14 protein-coding genes are annotated in these 17,419 nt (G+C 44.8%); 3 read left to right on the top strand and 11 right to left on the bottom strand.

From position 1 onward, the window contains the following. Positions 1-2 precede the first annotated feature (2 nt). From G5B43_RS17680 to G5B43_RS17660, 5 genes are all read right to left on the bottom strand, one after another. Entirely contained in the window at positions 3-245 is a 243-nt protein-coding gene (locus G5B43_RS17680) for a hypothetical protein (RefSeq protein WP_165296129.1), read from the bottom strand. A 53-nt stretch (positions 246-298) separates the two neighbouring features. Continuing rightward, the gene (locus tag G5B43_RS17675) at positions 299-964 is read right to left on the bottom strand and encodes a hypothetical protein (protein WP_165296128.1); all 666 of its coding nucleotides are present in this window, start codon (positions 962-964) and stop codon (positions 299-301) included. A gap of 4 nt (positions 965-968) precedes the next feature. Next, positions 969-1,568, bottom strand: a complete 600-nt coding sequence (locus G5B43_RS17670; protein WP_165296127.1) for a carboxypeptidase regulatory-like domain-containing protein — start codon at positions 1,566-1,568, stop codon at positions 969-971. A gap of 111 nt (positions 1,569-1,679) precedes the next feature. Further along, complete coding sequence (locus G5B43_RS17665) at positions 1,680-2,675, bottom strand: FecR family protein (RefSeq protein ID WP_165296126.1); 996 nt, start codon at positions 2,673-2,675, stop codon at positions 1,680-1,682. 207 nt (positions 2,676-2,882) lie between these two features. Beyond that, positions 2,883-3,494, bottom strand: a complete 612-nt coding sequence (locus G5B43_RS17660) for an RNA polymerase sigma factor (protein WP_165296125.1) — start codon at positions 3,492-3,494, stop codon at positions 2,883-2,885. A gap of 188 nt (positions 3,495-3,682) precedes the next feature. Between G5B43_RS17660 and G5B43_RS17655 the strand changes: the two genes are divergently transcribed. Next, entirely contained in the window at positions 3,683-3,985 is a 303-nt protein-coding gene (locus tag G5B43_RS17655; RefSeq protein ID WP_165296124.1) for an LPXTG cell wall anchor domain-containing protein, read from the top strand. Between the two features lie 4 nt (positions 3,986-3,989). On the opposite strand, the gene G5B43_RS17650 is transcribed toward G5B43_RS17655, so the two are convergent. Next, positions 3,990-5,018, bottom strand: a complete 1,029-nt coding sequence (locus G5B43_RS17650) for a quinone-dependent dihydroorotate dehydrogenase (protein ID WP_165296157.1) — start codon at positions 5,016-5,018, stop codon at positions 3,990-3,992. 50 nt (positions 5,019-5,068) lie between these two features. On the opposite strand from G5B43_RS17650, the gene G5B43_RS17645 reads away from it, so the two are divergent. Next, complete coding sequence (locus G5B43_RS17645) at positions 5,069-6,988, top strand: ABC-F family ATP-binding cassette domain-containing protein (RefSeq protein WP_165296123.1); 1,920 nt, start codon at positions 5,069-5,071, stop codon at positions 6,986-6,988. A gap of 121 nt (positions 6,989-7,109) precedes the next feature. Here G5B43_RS17645 and G5B43_RS17640 read toward each other — a convergent pair whose 3' ends face one another. Then, positions 7,110-8,234: a lipid II:glycine glycyltransferase FemX gene (locus G5B43_RS17640; protein ID WP_165296122.1), complete on the bottom strand. Its 1,125-nt coding sequence runs from the start codon at positions 8,232-8,234 to the stop codon at positions 7,110-7,112. A gap of 154 nt (positions 8,235-8,388) precedes the next feature. Between G5B43_RS17640 and G5B43_RS17635 the strand changes: the two genes are divergently transcribed. After that, the gene (locus tag G5B43_RS17635; protein ID WP_165296121.1) at positions 8,389-9,522 is read left to right on the top strand and encodes a metallophosphoesterase family protein; all 1,134 of its coding nucleotides are present in this window, start codon (positions 8,389-8,391) and stop codon (positions 9,520-9,522) included. Between the two features lie 8 nt (positions 9,523-9,530). Here G5B43_RS17635 and G5B43_RS17630 read toward each other — a convergent pair whose 3' ends face one another. The 4 genes from G5B43_RS17630 to G5B43_RS17615 all read right to left on the bottom strand — a co-directional run bounded on the left by G5B43_RS17630 (position 9,531) and on the right by G5B43_RS17615 (position 17,405). Further along, positions 9,531-10,427, bottom strand: coding sequence for an alpha/beta fold hydrolase (locus tag G5B43_RS17630; protein ID WP_240904911.1), 897 nt, complete (start codon positions 10,425-10,427; stop codon positions 9,531-9,533). Between the two features lie 250 nt (positions 10,428-10,677). Next, entirely contained in the window at positions 10,678-12,570 is a 1,893-nt protein-coding gene (locus tag G5B43_RS17625; protein ID WP_165296120.1) for an alkaline phosphatase, read from the bottom strand. Between the two features lie 20 nt (positions 12,571-12,590). Next, positions 12,591-14,123, bottom strand: coding sequence for a SusD/RagB family nutrient-binding outer membrane lipoprotein (locus G5B43_RS17620; RefSeq protein ID WP_165296119.1), 1,533 nt, complete (start codon positions 14,121-14,123; stop codon positions 12,591-12,593). A 27-nt stretch (positions 14,124-14,150) separates the two neighbouring features. Beyond that, positions 14,151-17,405 carry a SusC/RagA family TonB-linked outer membrane protein gene (locus tag G5B43_RS17615; RefSeq protein ID WP_165296118.1) on the bottom strand — a complete coding sequence of 1,085 codons (3,255 nt, stop codon included), beginning with the start codon at positions 17,403-17,405 and terminating at the stop codon, positions 14,151-14,153. Positions 17,406-17,419: the final 14 nt, after the last annotated feature.

Below are 17,419 nucleotides of genomic sequence, written 5' to 3'. Positions count from 1 at the left end.
TATTACTCTGTTGCCATCAACTGAAAATCTCGAACATTAAATTTTGTGGCTTTACGTTCCTGTCGTAATGCGGGAACCAAAATATCTGAGCGCAGACTTTTTTGTAGCTCACGGTATTCCACCATGCAAGCCTTTAGCTGCGCGACCATTTCATGGTAGGTCTCATATTGCTGCTGTAAGACCACCAAACCCTCTTCGGCAGCTTGGCGAGTTTCGGGGTTTTCTGCGTCGCGCGCTAGCTGCATCAGCTTAGCTTGTAATGTTTCGTGTTCTCGTGTGGTGATGGCTTTCATGGGGTTTATTTGCTTAGTAGCACTGTTGCGGCGCACATATAAAAGCCTTCCGGATATGCTCCAAAAGGCCCTTCTAAAGGGAAATCGGTTTCTTCTTCTTCTTTTAAGATGATCTTGTAGACCTTGTTAAGTTCTGCCGCGCCCTCTGGGTACTCTATAGTCGGAGAGAAAACAAAGGCCACGGGTAAACCTTCTCGACGATAAGGCTCCATGTTTTCGTCCAATACGTAAATAGCGGCTTGTTCTCCGTTTTCAAAGTTTGTCAAATCTCCAAAGTCAACTTCTTTGAACTCATCTGTAAAATTGGACGTTACATTTCTTATTATCGTTGGTTCTGTTACAGCTTCTAGATTAAAATTCAGCCGATATACTGCTAAAGTTACGTTGTTCTTATCCGTAATATTGCTCACATTTGCAATATCCAATTTCAGCTTGGCTGGATTCACCTCTACCTCATCGATAGGGTTTACAAGTAAAAATCCATTTCCGCTATCAAAGACCGTAATCGGTTTCGAATCGCTTGTTACTTCTAATTCGTGTTCCATGAGAATGTTTCCTTCAGCATCCTCAAAGCGGTAGCTTGCTTTACCCGCAGGGACTTTATACGTCTGATATCCGGATGCCGCAGGCACTTCTGACTCATTTCGAAAGATCTTTACCTCGTTAGGCAAACCATTAAACCGAAGAGAAACAACTTCCTCGTAAGTGGTCAGCTTCTACCTTGACCTCTTGTACGCGTTGTGTCTTGTAGGAAATATAACTGATCTCCACGACATAAGTACCGGCGTGCAGCTCCATATTATAAGTACCGTCCACGCCGGTTTGAGCCGATTTACTACCGATCACCCGGACATTGGCGCCGACCAGGGGCAGCCCACGCTCGTCGTATACCGTACCGCTGACCCGGCCGGGCGTTTGCGGTACTTTCTTTTCCAAAATGATATAAGCGCCGGTTTCGCGGAAGTCGAGGTCCGTTCCCCTAAACACATAAGCCAACACCTCGCGCAACGGTCTGCCGCTAAAATGCCTGGCACTGACTTTCTTGCCGTTGAGGTCATATTTAGCTGCATCATAGGCAATGAGGATATTTTTTGATTCCAGGTTTTTCACAGCTTCTGCTATACTGCCTTCCTGTATTTCCAAGGTTATTTTCTTCTGTAAAAGTTGGGCGTTCGCTCCCGATGCAAGCAATACCTCCGTCAAACAGAGGATGCTGACAACACTAAGCATGAATATTCGCATAATGAAATGGAAATAGTACAGATTAAATTGCATAAATTTGTTTGTGTATAATGTTGTATGGATATGATTTTATAATACGATGTTATAACGATGATAGGGGGTTAACGATGGCGGTCGTTAACTCCTTTATAATATTAGATTAGGTTAATAAAGAATCACGCGCTCGCCCTCCTTTCTGATCTGGTTATGGTGAATGGATTGTATAGCCTCTAAGAACTCGTCCAGTGACACCGATTTGCGGATCGGCAAGCTGTATTGCTGGCGGGCAATACGGTCGTTGTCGGCGACGAGTGTTACACCATAAGTGTTTTTAACGGCCAGTGCCAATTCTGCAAATCCAGCATCCTGCAACACCAATTTTCCGCTTGTCCAGCTGTAAACCTGTTGCGTATCAAATTCGTCCGTTGTACTATTGGCATATTGTTTTTCGAAGCGGATACGTTGCCCCTTTTCGAGCGTACCCAAGTTGCTGTTCCCACGCTGTACCTTCACGCGACCGGTATATACCGAAATCACCTGCTCTTCCATCTCCGCATAGGTCTGTATATTAAAAGAAGTCCCCAAAACGGTTGTCTGCAAACGGCCAGCCTGCACGATAAACGCCCGGCTACTATCCTTTGCTACCTCGAAAAAAGCTTCTCCAGTAAGGAGTTCGACCTCTCGGGCGGACCGTCCGTAGGCATTTTCGTCGACACGGAGACTTGTCCGTGCGTTTAACGTTACCTCCGATCCGTCGGGAAGACTGACTACTTTACGTTCGCCCACCCCGGTGGAGAAAATACGGTAGGCTGGCATAGACACAGTTTCCTGTGTTTGCTTGATCTCCTGTTGTATGCTCCAGTAGAAAAAACCGATAGTAGCCAACAAAAGCGCCGCAACACTCCCTACCCAACGTTTGAAAGCGACAAATCGGTTTTGTTTTGTTTCTATTAGGTTCTCTTCTTCTCCAATCGCATCGTGTATTTTTTGCCACGATCGGCTACGTCTCTCTGCGTAATCGGCTGTATCCATATTTTTACGCCAGTCTAAACTATCATACCAAGCATTGAATAAATGCTTCTCCCGCTCCCCCACCTTCTCTTGCTGGTAGCGATTGACTAAAAATTGAAATAACCGGCGTTTTACTTTTTGTTTGCTCATTTACCGTATGTCGGAAAAAAGGCAAAAAGGTACTTTGATTAATCGTTAATGTTCTATTAAGTTATCATTAACTACATTTTTTTTAGAAAAAAGTTGTACAAACCGAACAAAGGGAGTTCATGACCAAAATAAACACTTGTTCATAAAAATCGTCACTTCGAATGTTTTACATGGAGGATAGTGCTAAGGTGGAAAAAAAAGTAAAAGTCACATTGCGGTGAGCGATCGGAGTGCGAGCAAGACGATCACGGTGCTATAACCATCTATACCGCGAGATAATAAAGCTTGTTTCAGGCGTTTGCTGCCTTCACTGATGTTGTTTTTCACAGTTTGTTCAGAAAGTCCTAGACGCGTTGCAATATCCCGGATGCTAAACTCATCCCATTTAAGTAAAATGCCCTGTCTCATATTGGCTGGCATACGGTCCAGTTCTTCTGCTAAGAGCTGTTCCAAAGCCAGATAGGTGTCCAGCTCTTCGGGACGCTGTTGTACAAAAGCGTATAGATCTTCGGCCCAAAAGTCCAGCAGTTGAGGTTTTATTTTGTTGGAATGGAAGAAATCTACAATCTTATGTTTCAATATACCATAAAGATATGCCGGCAGGTTTATCTGCGTATCCAGTCGTGCACGCTTCTCCCAGAATTGTATAAAAAGCTCCTGCACCATATCTTCGGCATATTGCGGATCACGAATACGGCGCAGGGCATGCACATAAAGCCCATCCCAAAAGCAACGGTACAGTTTACCGAAGGCGTCTTTATCGTCTTTTTCCTGGATAGCTAATAGCCAATCTTCATATAACAGGTTATCTGGGGCCATTCTTCGATTTGTGTCTTCAAAGATACCGCATACAAGTTAATTGAATATTAAATTTATAAATCTCTCCACATGACACAAAATTTTGGACACTGCCGATTAGCTGGCAAACAGATTCAGTTATACGCTAACGCAATTATATTGTATATAAAATTGAATTTACTTAGGTTTGTAGAAAATAACAGCGTTTTATGAAACCCAAAACCGTCATATTCGGCATTATCACGGCATTTGTGCTGGTTATCCTCTTTAATAACAAAGAAGAAGCAAGTTTTTGGTTTTTCGGCGAGATCCGTACCTCGAAGTTATTAATTTTAGGTGTGTTCTTTGTGCTGGGCGTTATTACCGGTGGGATTGTATTCCGTCGTAAAAAGAGCCATCCGAAGGAGTACAGCATTAATAATACCACCCCAGTGGATAATGCAGAAATACACCCCCCGTCCCCCTACGACAATTTATCAGACGAAGATCGGAAATTTTTGGACCGCGATTAAATCCTTAACTCTTTAACAGTTTTTTGCATATTCTACTGATCAAGGCAGGCCCTTCATAAATAAAACCGGTGTAAACCTGCACTAGGCTTGCTCCTGCTTCGAGTTTCTCGATGGCATCTTCTGCCGAATGAATTCCACCTACGCCAATGATCGGAAAAGAACGATTAGATCGCTCCGCTAAGTATCTTATAACCCCGGTAGAACGTTTAGTAAGCGGCTTTCCGCTTACCCCTCCTGCTTCCTTCGCCAAAGCAGGGTTGCTATGTAGCCCTTCTCTTGAAATGGTCGTATTCGTCGCAATAACACCTGCTATTTTTGTCTCCGTTACAATTTCCACAATATCATCTAATTGGGAATCCGTTAAATCAGGAGCTATTTTGAGTAAAATTGGCCGTTGGATATATTTCGTGTAGTTTAAATCCTGAAGTGTATTCAAAATTTTCTTTAACGGCTCTTTTTCCTGCAAGTCGCGTAGTCCTGGTGTATTGGGTGAACTCACATTGACTACAAAATAATCTACATATTCAAAAAGGGCATTAAAACAGTATATATAATCGTCTACCGCTTCCTCATTAGGTGTTGTTTTATTCTTGCCTATATTTCCGCCAATAATCAAATTATTTCGATCTTTCAGGCGCCTCAAGCGACCCGCAGCTACGTCAGCTCCCTGGTTGTTAAATCCCATGCGGTTTATCAACCCCTTATCTTCTACCAAACGGAACATCCTTGGCTTATCATTTCCCGGCTGCGGACGTGGCGTTACCGTTCCGATTTCGATAAAGCCGAAGCCCAAACCTACCATCTCCTCAATATACTCCGCATTCTTATCAAACCCAGCAGCCAGCCCCACCGGATTTTTAAATTTTAATCCGAATACTTCGCGCTCCAAACGAGAATCGTTTACCGTATAAAGTGACTTAAGCAATGACTTTGCACCCCAAATTTTAGTAAACGCGCGCAATCCGCCCGTTACCCTATGGTGTGCAGTTTCGGGATCCATCGTGAAAAAGACAGGTTTAACTAATTTATACATATCTGCAAAGGTAGCCAAAGAAGCAGAAATATTCATTACTTTTGCAGCAAATGATATCAATTAATAATTTAACATTTGAGATTGGCTCGCGTGCATTATATGACGATGCCAACTGGCATATAAAACCGGGAGACAAAGCAGGCTTAATCGGTGCAAATGGCACGGGTAAGTCTACTTTGCTGAAATTAATCGTGGGCGATTACACCCCCACGTCGGGCACCATTTCCATGGCAAAGGATTTAAAGATTGGTTATCTTAACCAAGATCTGTTGTCCTATCATTCCGATAAAAGCATCCTACATGTAGCCATGGAAGCCTTTGAACGGCAGAATCAATTGCATTCGGAGATTGAGGTATTGCTCAAAAAACTGGAAACCGATTATTCTGACGAAGTACTGAATAAGCTTAGCGATAAGCAGATGGAATTTGAGGCACTCGATGGTTATAATATTGAGTTTCGGGCACACGAAATCCTCGCCGGACTAGGGTTCTCGGAAGATGAACAGCAGCGGCCATTAGCTACGTTTTCCGGAGGCTGGCGTATGCGGGTGATGCTCGCACGCATTCTTCTCCAAGCACCCGATATCCTGTTATTGGATGAGCCGACCAACCACTTGGATTTACCCTCCATCAAATGGCTGGAGAATTATCTACAGGCATTTGAGGGCGCTATCGTCATCGTTTCCCACGACCGCTATTTCCTCGACCGGATCATCAATAAAACTGTCGAATCCCGTAAAGGAAAACTTACCGTATACGCAGGCAACTATTCTTTCTATCTGGAGGAGAAATCGCTGCGTGAGGAAATCCAGAGCAACCAGTTTAAAAATCAGCAGGCAAAAATTAAACAGGAGGAAAAACTTATAGAGCGGTTCCGTGCCAAAGCAAGCAAAGCGAAAATGGTGCAATCCCGCATCAAAGCGCTCGACCGTATGGAAAAAGTGGACGACGTAGACGATGATAATCCGGAGGTAAATTTCAGCTTTAAATTTTCTAAGCCTTCGGGACGGCACGTTGTTACGTTGGAGCATATTTCCAAATCGTATCCCAACCTGGAAATTTTGCGCGATACAAGTGCCATCATTGAAAAAGGAGACAAAATAGCACTGATCGGTGCCAATGGTAAAGGTAAATCGACCTTGCTCCGTATTGTGGCGGATGCCGACAAGGAGTACGAAGGTAAGAGTATCAAGGGACATAACGTCTCCCAAACCTTTTTTGCGCAACACCAGCTCGAGGCGTTGCATCTCGAAAACAGCATTATACAGGAACTGGTTAACTTTGCTCCCAAACATACGGAAACAGAATTACGCTCCATTTTAGGTTGCTTCCTGTTTACCGGCGATGATGTATTCAAAAAAATCAAGGTGCTTTCCGGTGGAGAGAAATCACGCGTAGCATTGGCAAAAGCATTGACTGCCGATGCGAATTTCCTTGTGCTCGATGAACCGACCAACCACTTGGACATGGCCTCGGTCAATATACTTATTCAAGCCTTACAGCAGTATGAAGGTACATTTATCGTTGTCTCGCACGACCGTTATTTCTTAGACCAGGTGGCCAATAAAATTTGGTTCATCGAACATAAAGAAATCAAAGAATACCCGGGAACTTACCAAGAGTATGAAGAATGGAGTGCAAAACGTGTGGTGAAAAAAGAACCTCAGGCGGAAAAGAAAGCCGTAAAAGAGAAAGAACAGCCAAAAAAAGAAAAGACTCCGCCATCGGAAGACAAAAACCGGCTTATTCAGCGCAAAAACAAAGAGCTGGCAACACTAGAACAACAAATAGAAGAAAAAGAGAAGTCGGTGAAGGAGCTTGAAGCACATTTAGCAAAAGAAGAGATCTATTCAGATGCGCAGAAACTTCAAGAAGCTACCAGAACGTATAATTCTACCAAAGCCTCTTTTCAGCAGCTCCAACAAAATTGGGAAAAGCTGGCTGAGGAGATCATGGAATTGGAAGGGTAAAGCTCGCCGCGTCGAATGTTTTACATTAGGGGTACTACTAAGATGAGTTTGTACAGCTGCAAAACATTCGGATGCGGCATTTTAAAGGTTAAGGGGGGGATAGTGATATATAAAATCAGTATTAACTTAAATGGTAACGTTGGTTTTTAAATTCCATTGAGGTATAATAGTTATATTTCTCCATATCCAACGGGTAATCCCAGCAACCCATACGATGATACATCTCTCCACCGAATCCTGTTTTGAACCGATAAAGCCCGTACATAGGGTGAGATGGATCGGGATTTGGTGCAGTCCCAAAAAAATCATATTCCGTACAGCCCCGCTCCTTCGCCATTTCCATTGCGCGCCATTGCAGTGCGTAAGTAGCCATATAATTCCGGTTTTCTGAAGCGGAAGCTCCATAAAGGTACGTCCCTCTATTGGCCGAGATTACCAAAAACATCGCCGCTAACGGTTTATCTTCGACTTCGGCAACTAGTAGATACACATCCGCAGGCGAAGAAGTATCATTTGCTCTGGCCGAAAGTACAATCCGGAAATACTGTATATCATGCAAAAAGAAATTGTTTCGGGTCGCCGTCTGACGGTATAGATCGTACCAGATTTCCAAACTTTCAATACCCAACGAACGTACATGTACACCTTTTCGTTGCGACAGGTTGATATTATATCGCGTTTTTGGCTTCATATTTCCTAAGAGCGTGTCCTTATCTTTCCGTAGATCCAAGAACATAGTGTTAGAAGGAAGAATATCGGTATTGGCTTTTCTCAACCTCCAATGGTTCGTACTATAATTAAGTCGAATCTCCTGTATATTTTTCTCGGGTACACCTAACCAATTACCATGCACGTCATAACAACTCTCGTCTTTTGCCCACAGCGATTGCCAAGGCAAATCATACCTGACCATAATACATTTCGCTGGCAGAAACGTCCGCAAGCTTTCAGACAGCTGTTCCAAAAAAGAGCCTTGATTTTCCTCTGAGGGTTCTATTTCGGGTCCATAAGGCACATAAGCAATACTATGTTCTTTATCAATCGGCTGGATGACAATCAGTATATCTCCTATAAAGTAGGCGTCGCTTTTGCTATTTGTATATAAATCAGATTGCTTCGTTCTAAAATTAAATGCCCTCGTATGCAATCCCTGTAAGTTTTTTACTTCTGACCAATAGGCCGTTTGTTGGATAATGGACGTTTCATAAACCTGTTTAATGTCCTTACCTTCTAATTCCGCGATCATAAATAAAATTGTGGTAACGATGTTAAAATCCAAAAGCTGCGAACATAGCCAAAATGTTTGAGACGGCGGTTACTTTTATGTCATAAGTTTGCATTATCAGGTTAAGTCTCGCCGATTTAACATTAAGCTAATATTGATTTGTTATGTTTGCATTATGGAAAATATAAAATACAATGTCCCCGTTGTGTTGACCCATATCAATGATGATTCACACAACTTTAAGCCACTACCACTCCCTACAGGCGAATATCCATATCGCTTAAACCTAGAAAAGATCATCGGGGAACGTACGAGTGATCTTCAAGATCGTATGTTTTTCCACATGGTCGGTGACACGGGCAGTGTTCGCCATTCCGATTTTCAGGCAACAGTTGCCCACACGTTGACCCAACAAATTGCAGGACATCAAGATGCATCACCTGCCTTCCTTTTCCATTTAGGTGATATCGTTTATAATTATGGCGAAGCAAACGAATATCCGGAACAGTTTCTAAAGCCTTATAAGAATTATCCAGCTCCTATTTTTGCCATTGCCGGTAATCACGATGGCGACATCAATCCAAGTGCCTCTAATCCCTATCAAAGCCTCGACGCCTTCATGGACGTCTTCTGTGATACCCACAGCCGCCCTATAACTTATGACACCAGTGTGAACCGGCAGAGCATGATACAGCCCAACGTATATTGGACATTAGAGACGCCGCTTGCACGTTTTATAGGTCTGTATCCTAACGTCACCAAGCACGGTATGATTACCGATGAGCAGCGCAAATGGTTTATAGAAGAATTACGAGATGCCGCTATCCAACGTGACGAGCAAGCGATTATCGTATGCATACATCACGCTCCGTACTCGGCCGACACAAACCACGGATCGAGTGTTGGCATGATCGATTTCCTCGAGGGCGCCTTTGCAGAAGCTTCTGTGATACCTGATGCCGTGTTTAGTGGCCATGTACACAATTACCAGCGCTTTCATAAAACATACCCAGATGGTAGCATGGTGCCTTACATTGTTGCTGGTGCAGGTGGTTACGCTGTCCTCCACTCGATAGCACGTCACGATAACCCCTTGGTTACCCCATTACAAAAGGTAGACAACGACATCCAGTTGATTGCATATTGCGATGACCAATTTGGTTTCCTCAAAATAGGCATTATCAGAACAGATCTAGGATTGAAGCTCATCGGAGCATATTACACATTAACCCAGCCAGATGATGTGGAAGCTAAATTACACGACACCTTCGAAATCCCATTACAACGGTCGATGCTCTCTGAAGTGTAGAATAGAGTTTACCAAGCCTTATCCAAGAATTTCTCCAGCAGCGGAATAACGAGTTCCTCTTCTTTAAAATCCGGCTTCAAGGTTGTCACTTCTCCGAGATACTCGCCATGTCCTCCTGGGATTACGGCGAGTTCCGAATTGGTAATCAATCGATGCATTTCTACTGCATGTTCTAACTTGATGACGTCTTTATCACCTATCAGCACCAAGGTTGGGGCCTTTATAGATTTTATCTTTTCGTCAGGAATATCCGAAAAATTCACCATTCTAGTGGCGTCTTTATCATGCATCACCTGTAACCGTCCCACATCGGGCGTAACTTCTAAATAGGCGTCTTTCAGTTGTTGGGGCATATCCCCCAGTTCGGCGTTTTCCATAAAACTCCAAAACCATTCGGGCACACCGCTACGTTTAGCCAGCGCAGAAGCCAAAATGATTTTATTCACTACAGCCGGGTATTCCATCGCAATATATAACGTTGTTGTACCGCCGTTACTAAACCCGAGAAAATCAGCTTTATCGACTCCTATTTTTTTTAAGAGTGTGACCACATCATCCGCATCCTGCTGAAACGACAACGCCGTATCTCTGTCATCCGTACGACCATGCGCCTGCAATTCCACGGCAATTAATTTTCTATGTTTCGCCAATAATGGGATAGCTTTTCCGAAAGTAGTCTGGATAGTTGACCCTCCGCCGTGAATCAAGACAAGCGGCTTCCCTTCTCCATATATTTCATAATACATATTTAGTCCGTTCACCTCAACATATCCCTGAAACCAAGAACTGTCTAAGACGGTATCCTCCGTCCCAACCATCTCCGTTAATGTATATTGCGCTTTGCTCACAGTACTTGAAATCAATCCAAGAGCTGTAAGCGTTATCGATGCCGTTATTTGATTCATTGCTACAGATTTTTGGGGTAGTACAACATCCTACGACAAACAAAGTTAGACCTATCGTCAGCTAATAGACTTGTCTTAAGGCAAGAAAACATAAAGTCAATCAGAGCACGTCCGTATTCCGATCAACCGATCTCAAATTGAAAAAAAGAAGGTGGAGGAATTAATGGACCTTTCGTTAGAAGAAGTCGTTTATCCTTCGTCTAAAAGAGCAGGCTTTGTCGGCCTGCTCTTTTTCGATATGCCGCCCCTTCTAGTCAGCGGGCAGGTTAAGCACTTGATAAATCCTTTTTGCGATGTCGGCATTATCCAGAAAGCCTTGAAAAAGCTCTGCTCCGGGCCCGTAAGCCATCAACGGCACCGGAATACCCGTATGATCCGTAGTAGCGAAATCACCCAATACGTGTCCTTTATCTTTATCCGCATCTAGGAGCACCAATCCTCCGGTTTCATGATCCGATGTGACGATAACCAAAGTCTCTCCGTCCTCGTCGGCATATTGGAGCGCCTGCCCCACTAAACGGTCGAAGCTCAAATATTCGGATACCGTAAACGGCATAGAATTGCTATGCCCGCCGCCATCTATTTTCGCCCCTTCTACCATCAGGAAAAAGCCGTTCTCGCCACGCTCCTTCAAAAAGCTTACGCTCGGAGAGAATGCATCTTCGATCATCCTGTAACCAGTCCGCAAACTGTTCTGATCAGCATCTAATTTATCCCATTCCCGATCAGCACTGTCTGCTCCAAACGCTAATAAACGCTCACTATCTACGCTATCCATCCCGGCCACACCGTGGCGAACTTCGAACCCTTTTTCTTCAAGCCCCTTCCATAGCGCACTATCTGCTTTGGTAAACACCGGATGGAATCCGCCGACGATAAGCGATAATTTGCTATCCAACAAATTGCGTGCTATGCTATCGGACATGTTTCGTTCGTCCACGTGTGCGTAGAACGCGGAAGGCGTAGCGCCGGTAACACGGTCGTTTGAAATGATACCGCTCACAATATGCTTTTCATATAGACGATCGGGGATGTTTGATACAGCCTTTCCTAAGGTATCCACGCCGATAAATCGATTTTTTGTTTTTATCCCGGTTGCCAAAGCACTTCCTCCCGCAGCAGAATCCGTATGGTAGTTATCCGTAGAGCCGGTGAACAGGTAGCCTGTATATGACATATTCAAGACATTCAATTGCCCCTTGTTCGCCATCGCAGCCGCCCAAACCTGCGACATGCCTGCCCCATCACTGATTAACAGGATAACGTTCTTTGGTCGTTCAGGGAACGTGTTTTCTTCCCCGCGGAGCAAGTAAGGCTCGTAGAAATCATCGTTCATATAGCTGTTTTTGGGGTACGCCTGCATAAACGCCGCCGCCGCCATCGGTTGATCCGTATTAATGTAATCAATACCCATTTTTATCCATTCATACCAAGTTGTCTTCGTGTCAGGTGCTGCCCAGAACCTGATTTTTTTTCCAAGGCGATGCACCGAATCCACCGTCGTCTTTACCTTACGGTAATCAGGATGAGTCAGCCGGCCCAGCCCATTCCATTCAGAGAACCGCGGAAATGGTGCGCTAAAGAGTCCTATCCTTTCCAGCTGTGCAGCCGTATACGTTTTGTCCAACTCGCCATCGAAAAAGAAAATTTCATCATACAGATGAAAATTTTCCGGCGCTGGTCGGTTTCCACTGATAACAATTTTTACGGCCTTGGGGTTATGCTTGCTGTCAAACAGGTTTCGGTGTGGTTTAAGTTTTTCGGTCAGCACCTTCAATACCGCTTGGCCGCCTGTTTTGGGATCGATCAAAAGTTGCAACTGTCCCTGCTCTGGGTAAAGATAGCCGTCCTCGCTATCCGCAAATGCCTTGAGGATGGGCTGCAGATACAACTTGTCGAAAGTACGATCCGCAGCAATTTCCTGGTATTCATGTGCCACAAAAAGCTCACCGTCTTTTAAAAAGAGATCGACTTCAATCGACCCAAAGCCCAGGCCATATGCCTGTGCGAAAGGATGATTCCTGGTATAATCATTATGGGAGTGCAGATTCGGCAGATACCCAGTAGGCCTGACCTGTGCGAGTGTAGGCACAGCCATCCAGATCGCTGCACCGACAAGTGCTGAAAGAAATGTTTTTTTCATCGATTTAAATTTTATTTGGACTACGGTTGAAACCACACCTTCACATTGTGATTCGGCATTTTTCCATCCATGTGCTGTTCTACCCATTCGATTAAACTCGGATTATTCTGTTCGTTGTCGGAGTACACATACCGGACCGGTATCGGTGCCAGAACGGAAGGCCCCGGTTTTATTTCAGGAACACCGGTACGACGCCACGACGCCCAACCCTCAAAACCATTCAGAAAACTATCAATGAAATACTGCTCCGCAATCATAGTAAGGCCCTTTTCCGGTTGATATTGATTTACACTGTTTGCCCAGTAGGCATCGCGCTGGTCCTCACTAATATAAGGATTTTGGGTTTGCGTTTGACTTCCTACTTGCTCCCATTTGCCGAACGAGGCATTAACAGCTTCTCGATAAATTTCCGCTGCCTGTCCCGTAACGCCCATATTTCTTTGGATTGCTTCCGCTTTTAATAGCAACAGTTCGCTGTATGTCATTAGAAAAGCCCGGTTGTCCCGTCGGATGCGGCGACCCACCACAGAAAAGTCACCCTCCTTAAGCCCAGTACTTTCATACAGTTCTTCCTGTTCTGCCGAGCTCAAACCCGCAGTCTGTCCGCGGTATTGCAGTTCTTTGTTAGCATCGCCAGCGTTAGCCAAAAATGAATTTCTGGTCGGGGCAGCATAAATGAAGAGGCGTGGATCACCACCTTTTTCCAATAATCCAACCATCACGTCACTTACCCGGGCATTATCCGAAAAGTCAACGCCACTGCCGTCTGATGAAGGGTTTTGAATAAACCACGGATAATAATCACTGGAATTATTATACACCAACGTAGCGCCGTCATCGACGGCGGAGAATACCGGATAACGATCCGGGTTATTGAATATTTGGGCAACCTGCTGTGAAACGTCCTTCTTTGCAGACTGTCTCATCAGGATCCGTATCTTTAACGCGTTTGCAAATTTGCGCCACTTCTGCAGGTCGCCGTTGTACAGGATATCCCGACTAACGGAAACGCCCGCAGGGAGCTCAGCGAGCAGGTTATTCGCCGCCTCTAAATCTTCCAACATCCGTTGATAAACCTCTTCCTGCGCCTGATACTTCGGGAATTCCAGCCCGTCGACATTTCCCATTCCCGCCTCATCGTAAGGTATATCGCCAAATGCGTCCGTTACCAGCGAAAGAATATACACCTTATTGATGTGTGCCAAGGCGATGTATTCCGGCTGGTTGTTTTGCTCTGCCAGCAATTTCATCTGGTTAACATCCTTGATCAACCGTACAGCGCCATTCCATTCTTCTCGCCAATTTGCTCCCGTGAGATTAAAACGGCCATCACTTTCGCTTGTCCCCCCCGGATACGCCAGATGCTGTACATACTGTCCAGCCCTACGTCCACTTCCCACCATGGTATTCGCACCACCGCTGATGACGGGTGGAAGCAACATCTCCACCGGCACAACGGCCGGATTATTGGGATCGATATTAATTTCTTCGAAATCGTTGCATGATTGAAAAGCCATCACTGCAACCGCTAAACACGCTAAATATTTTTTCATTAGTATACACTATTTTTTTAAACGCAATTAAAAATTCACATTCACCGACATTCCGAAATTCCGCATCGATGGCAATGACATAGCCTCCACGCCTACAAACTGGCCGTCGTAAGCCGATACTTCTGGGTCGATATGCGGTACATCAGACCATAGCATCAAATTTCTCCCGATAAATGATACAGAAGCTCCTTTTATCGCCGTCCGCTGTAACAGATTTTGCGGCAACCTGTAACTTATTTTCAACTCTCTTAATTTAAGATAAGACGCATCGAAGGTAGCTATCCGGTCGTTGTTATAATACTCTCTCCAATAATCCCGCACTGGAATACCAACAGCGTTGGGTTGTCCCGTGTCGATATCTATCCCTTCACCGATAATCGTTCCGGCGCCATTTTCATCCCGGAACGGAAGCGACTCCGGAAGACTGCCTGCTCGTATACCTTCAATGTAAGTCCTGGAATGCACCACTCCTCCTTTTTGGCCTGCAAACAAGAAGCTGAGATTCCAATTTTTATACCCAAGATCATTAGCGATGCTGCCAATCCATTTCGGGTTAACATTGCCTAAATACCCCCAGTCGCCATTTTCTTCTTGGGGGAGACCATTACGATGCGTTAACTGACCATTGTCATTGTAAATCAGATAATCTCCGTAAAGCGAGCCCGAAGAGCCATCGCCTTTCGTGTTTTCAGTCCGGAGTTCCAAGGAAGCCCAGCGTTCCAACTGGCGGATGCGGGAAATACCGCGGTCTTCCGCAAGAGAAACCACCTTATTTCTATTGAAGGAATAGTTTATAAAAATATCCCAAGAAAAATTGGTAGTCCGTACAGGCGTACCGCTCAACATAAGTTCTATTCCGTGGTTCGTCATCTCGCCCACGTTCATAAGTTTAGTATCGTAACCAGCAGACGGGTTAAGTGTTACGGGAATAATCAGGTCCGTTGTCCTACTTTTGTAGTAGGTCAGATCTAGTCCTAGACGATTGCTAAATAATCTCGAATCAAATCCAAATTCGTAGGAAACCACTTTCTCGGGCCGAATGTTCTCATTAGGATAGTTGTTATTATGAATAGCTACCGTCTCTCCTCCCCAGCCTTGGGTCACCAAGAAATTCGGCGATGTCCGGTATGGCTCTAAATCCCTTCTCACCGAAGAGGCGGCCCCCCTCAATTTCAGCATATTGAATTTTTCGCTGGTCCAGCCCAATAAGTCGGAAGCGATGACGCTCAATGATGCGGAGGGGTAGAAATACGAATTGTTGGCCTTTGGTAATGCACTCGACCAATCGTTACGCCCCGTCAAATCCAGGTAAACTACATCCTTGTACCCTATTTGGGTAGTTCCATAGATCGAGTTGATCTGCTTTTGCTGATAGGTGTTTCCAGCCAACAGCGGTTCTCCATTATTCGTCAGGTTGTAGACGTTCGGAATTGCCAAACGAGGTGCAATAGCACCCAGACGTTTCGAAATCTGGGTCATCAAGTTACCCCCTAGCGAAGCATCGAAAGAGAAATTCGAGCTTAAGTTTGGACTATAGCTCAGGAGCATATCGTGGTTGGTTTCGATAAAATAAACATCATCCTCCTGATAATATCCATTTTTATATTGACTGGATGAAGTGGCATGTCGCATCGTACGTTTATCGTTATAAAAATCCCGACCCGACCGCAGCATCAGCTTCAGGTCAGGACGAATGTCGTACGTAGCTTTTACATTGCCGTATACGCGATCTCTGTTGTTCCCGTTAAGGTTTTCGTGGGCAACAAAATAAGGATTATTCCAGATGGTGCCGTTCATGTTAAAAATGGGAGAATGCTGTTCCGTCTTGCCGCTTTCGGGCCGCCAGTAATCCCGCAACGATCTAATATCTAGGTTACGGGGCATGTATAAAAACATCCGCATAACAGATTCGTCGTTCTTGGCACCGTAACTTGCTCTGTTGTCGCTTCCACTGTTTACCCAGTTCATCGCTACATCTAACCTTAAATTAGGAAGGATCTGATACCCTGCGTTCACACCCAGTGAATTTCGGTTCAGGTCCGTATTGGGGACCATTCCTGACTGTGATAAGTTTGTGTACGAAAAACGATAGTTGAGCTTATCGTTACTATTGGATATCGAGAGGCTGTTTGTAAACGTTTTAGCAGTCTGTAAAAAATCTTTCAGCTGATTTCGATGTGCCACAAAAGGCGTTGCGATGCGTTCTCCGGTCTCTGGGTCGATAGGCGAATCCCATTGCTTTATCAATTGTCCATTTAGAGCAGGCCCCCAGTTTTCCATTACGTTGTCGTACTTATTGGCTTCCGTTCCCATGCCATCTACATACTCGTAAACACCATAACGTCCCTGGCCATATTCGTACTGATAATCTGGAAGTTTCAAGGGCGTTCCGAAATCCACGTGTGAGTTAAAATTAATTCCCATTCCTTTGGCACCCCTCCCCGATTTCGTCGTGATCAACACCACTCCGTTCGAAGCACGTGAACCATACAATGCCGCTGCATTTGGTCCTTTGAGCACCGAAATGCTTTCGATGTCATTCGGATCGATTTCTCCAGCGGCATTTCCATAGTCTACCTCACCTTCCCCTCCTGTAAAATTGGGGTTATTAAAGTCTTGTCTCCCGGTAAAGGCACGTGTGGATTGTTCGTTGTTATTACTTATCGGAATACCATCGACGACAAATAGCGGCGAATTGTTATAGTTATAGCCACTAACAAAATTCTGCCCCCTGATCTGTATATTGGATGAAGCACCGATACCGCCAGAAGAGTTAGTAATCTGCACACCTGCCACGCGGCCACTCAACGTATTCACGAGATTAGTCTCGTGTGCTTCTTGTATCATATCGCCGTCGACCTGCTGTACAGAAAATCCGACAGATTTCGAAGCACGGGTAATACCTAACGCCGTGACGACCACTTCCTCCAGCTCCGACGACTGTTCTGCCAGCCGGACCAATAACGAATTCTTGTCGTCTGCGCTGACTAAAAAATCCAGTTCTTCATGGCTTTGATAACCGACAAGCGAAAAAACGATCGTGTAGCGTTGCCCCACTTGCAGATTGTTCAATAGGAAGACGCCGTTATGATCCGATGCAGTGGTCTTCGTATTTCCATATCCTTTCGTTGACACGGAAACTCCGTTCAAGGGATTCCCTCCCTCATCGAGCACACGCCCTTTTACTTGCCCGATTTGCTGGGCCTGCAGCTCATCCACCCCAAAGAACAGATAAGCTAAGCATAGCCAAAATAAATAAAGAAAAACGCTGTTTTTTTTCATGTGTATTGATTGTT

Origin of the sequence: Sphingobacterium sp. SGR-19, assembly GCF_011043555.1 — a bacterium.
Lineage (GTDB): Bacteria > Bacteroidota > Bacteroidia > Sphingobacteriales > Sphingobacteriaceae > Sphingobacterium.
This window is presented reverse-complemented; position numbering and strand designations above follow the sequence as displayed.

Coding starts and splice junctions, on each gene's coding strand:
- G5B43_RS17680 (WP_165296129.1), bottom strand. CDS start 245: ATGCAGCTAGCGCGCGACGCAGAAAACCCCGAAACTCGCCAAGCTGCC.
- G5B43_RS17670 (WP_165296127.1), bottom strand. CDS start 1,568: ATGCAATTTAATCTGTACTATTTCCATTTCATTATGCGAATATTCATG.
- G5B43_RS17665 (WP_165296126.1), bottom strand. CDS start 2,675: ATGAGCAAACAAAAAGTAAAACGCCGGTTATTTCAATTTTTAGTCAAT.
- G5B43_RS17660 (WP_165296125.1), bottom strand. CDS start 3,494: ATGGCCCCAGATAACCTGTTATATGAAGATTGGCTATTAGCTATCCAG.
- G5B43_RS17655 (WP_165296124.1), top strand. CDS start 3,683: ATGAAACCCAAAACCGTCATATTCGGCATTATCACGGCATTTGTGCTG.
- G5B43_RS17650 (WP_165296157.1), bottom strand. CDS start 5,018: ATGTATAAATTAGTTAAACCTGTCTTTTTCACGATGGATCCCGAAACT.
- G5B43_RS17645 (WP_165296123.1), top strand. CDS start 5,069: ATGATATCAATTAATAATTTAACATTTGAGATTGGCTCGCGTGCATTA.
- G5B43_RS17640 (WP_165296122.1), bottom strand. CDS start 8,234: ATGATCGCGGAATTAGAAGGTAAGGACATTAAACAGGTTTATGAAACG.
- G5B43_RS17635 (WP_165296121.1), top strand. CDS start 8,389: ATGGAAAATATAAAATACAATGTCCCCGTTGTGTTGACCCATATCAAT.
- G5B43_RS17630 (WP_240904911.1), bottom strand. CDS start 10,427: ATGAATCAAATAACGGCATCGATAACGCTTACAGCTCTTGGATTGATT.
- G5B43_RS17625 (WP_165296120.1), bottom strand. CDS start 12,570: ATGAAAAAAACATTTCTTTCAGCACTTGTCGGTGCAGCGATCTGGATG.
- G5B43_RS17620 (WP_165296119.1), bottom strand. CDS start 14,123: ATGAAAAAATATTTAGCGTGTTTAGCGGTTGCAGTGATGGCTTTTCAA.
- G5B43_RS17615 (WP_165296118.1), bottom strand. CDS start 17,405: ATGAAAAAAAACAGCGTTTTTCTTTATTTATTTTGGCTATGCTTAGCT.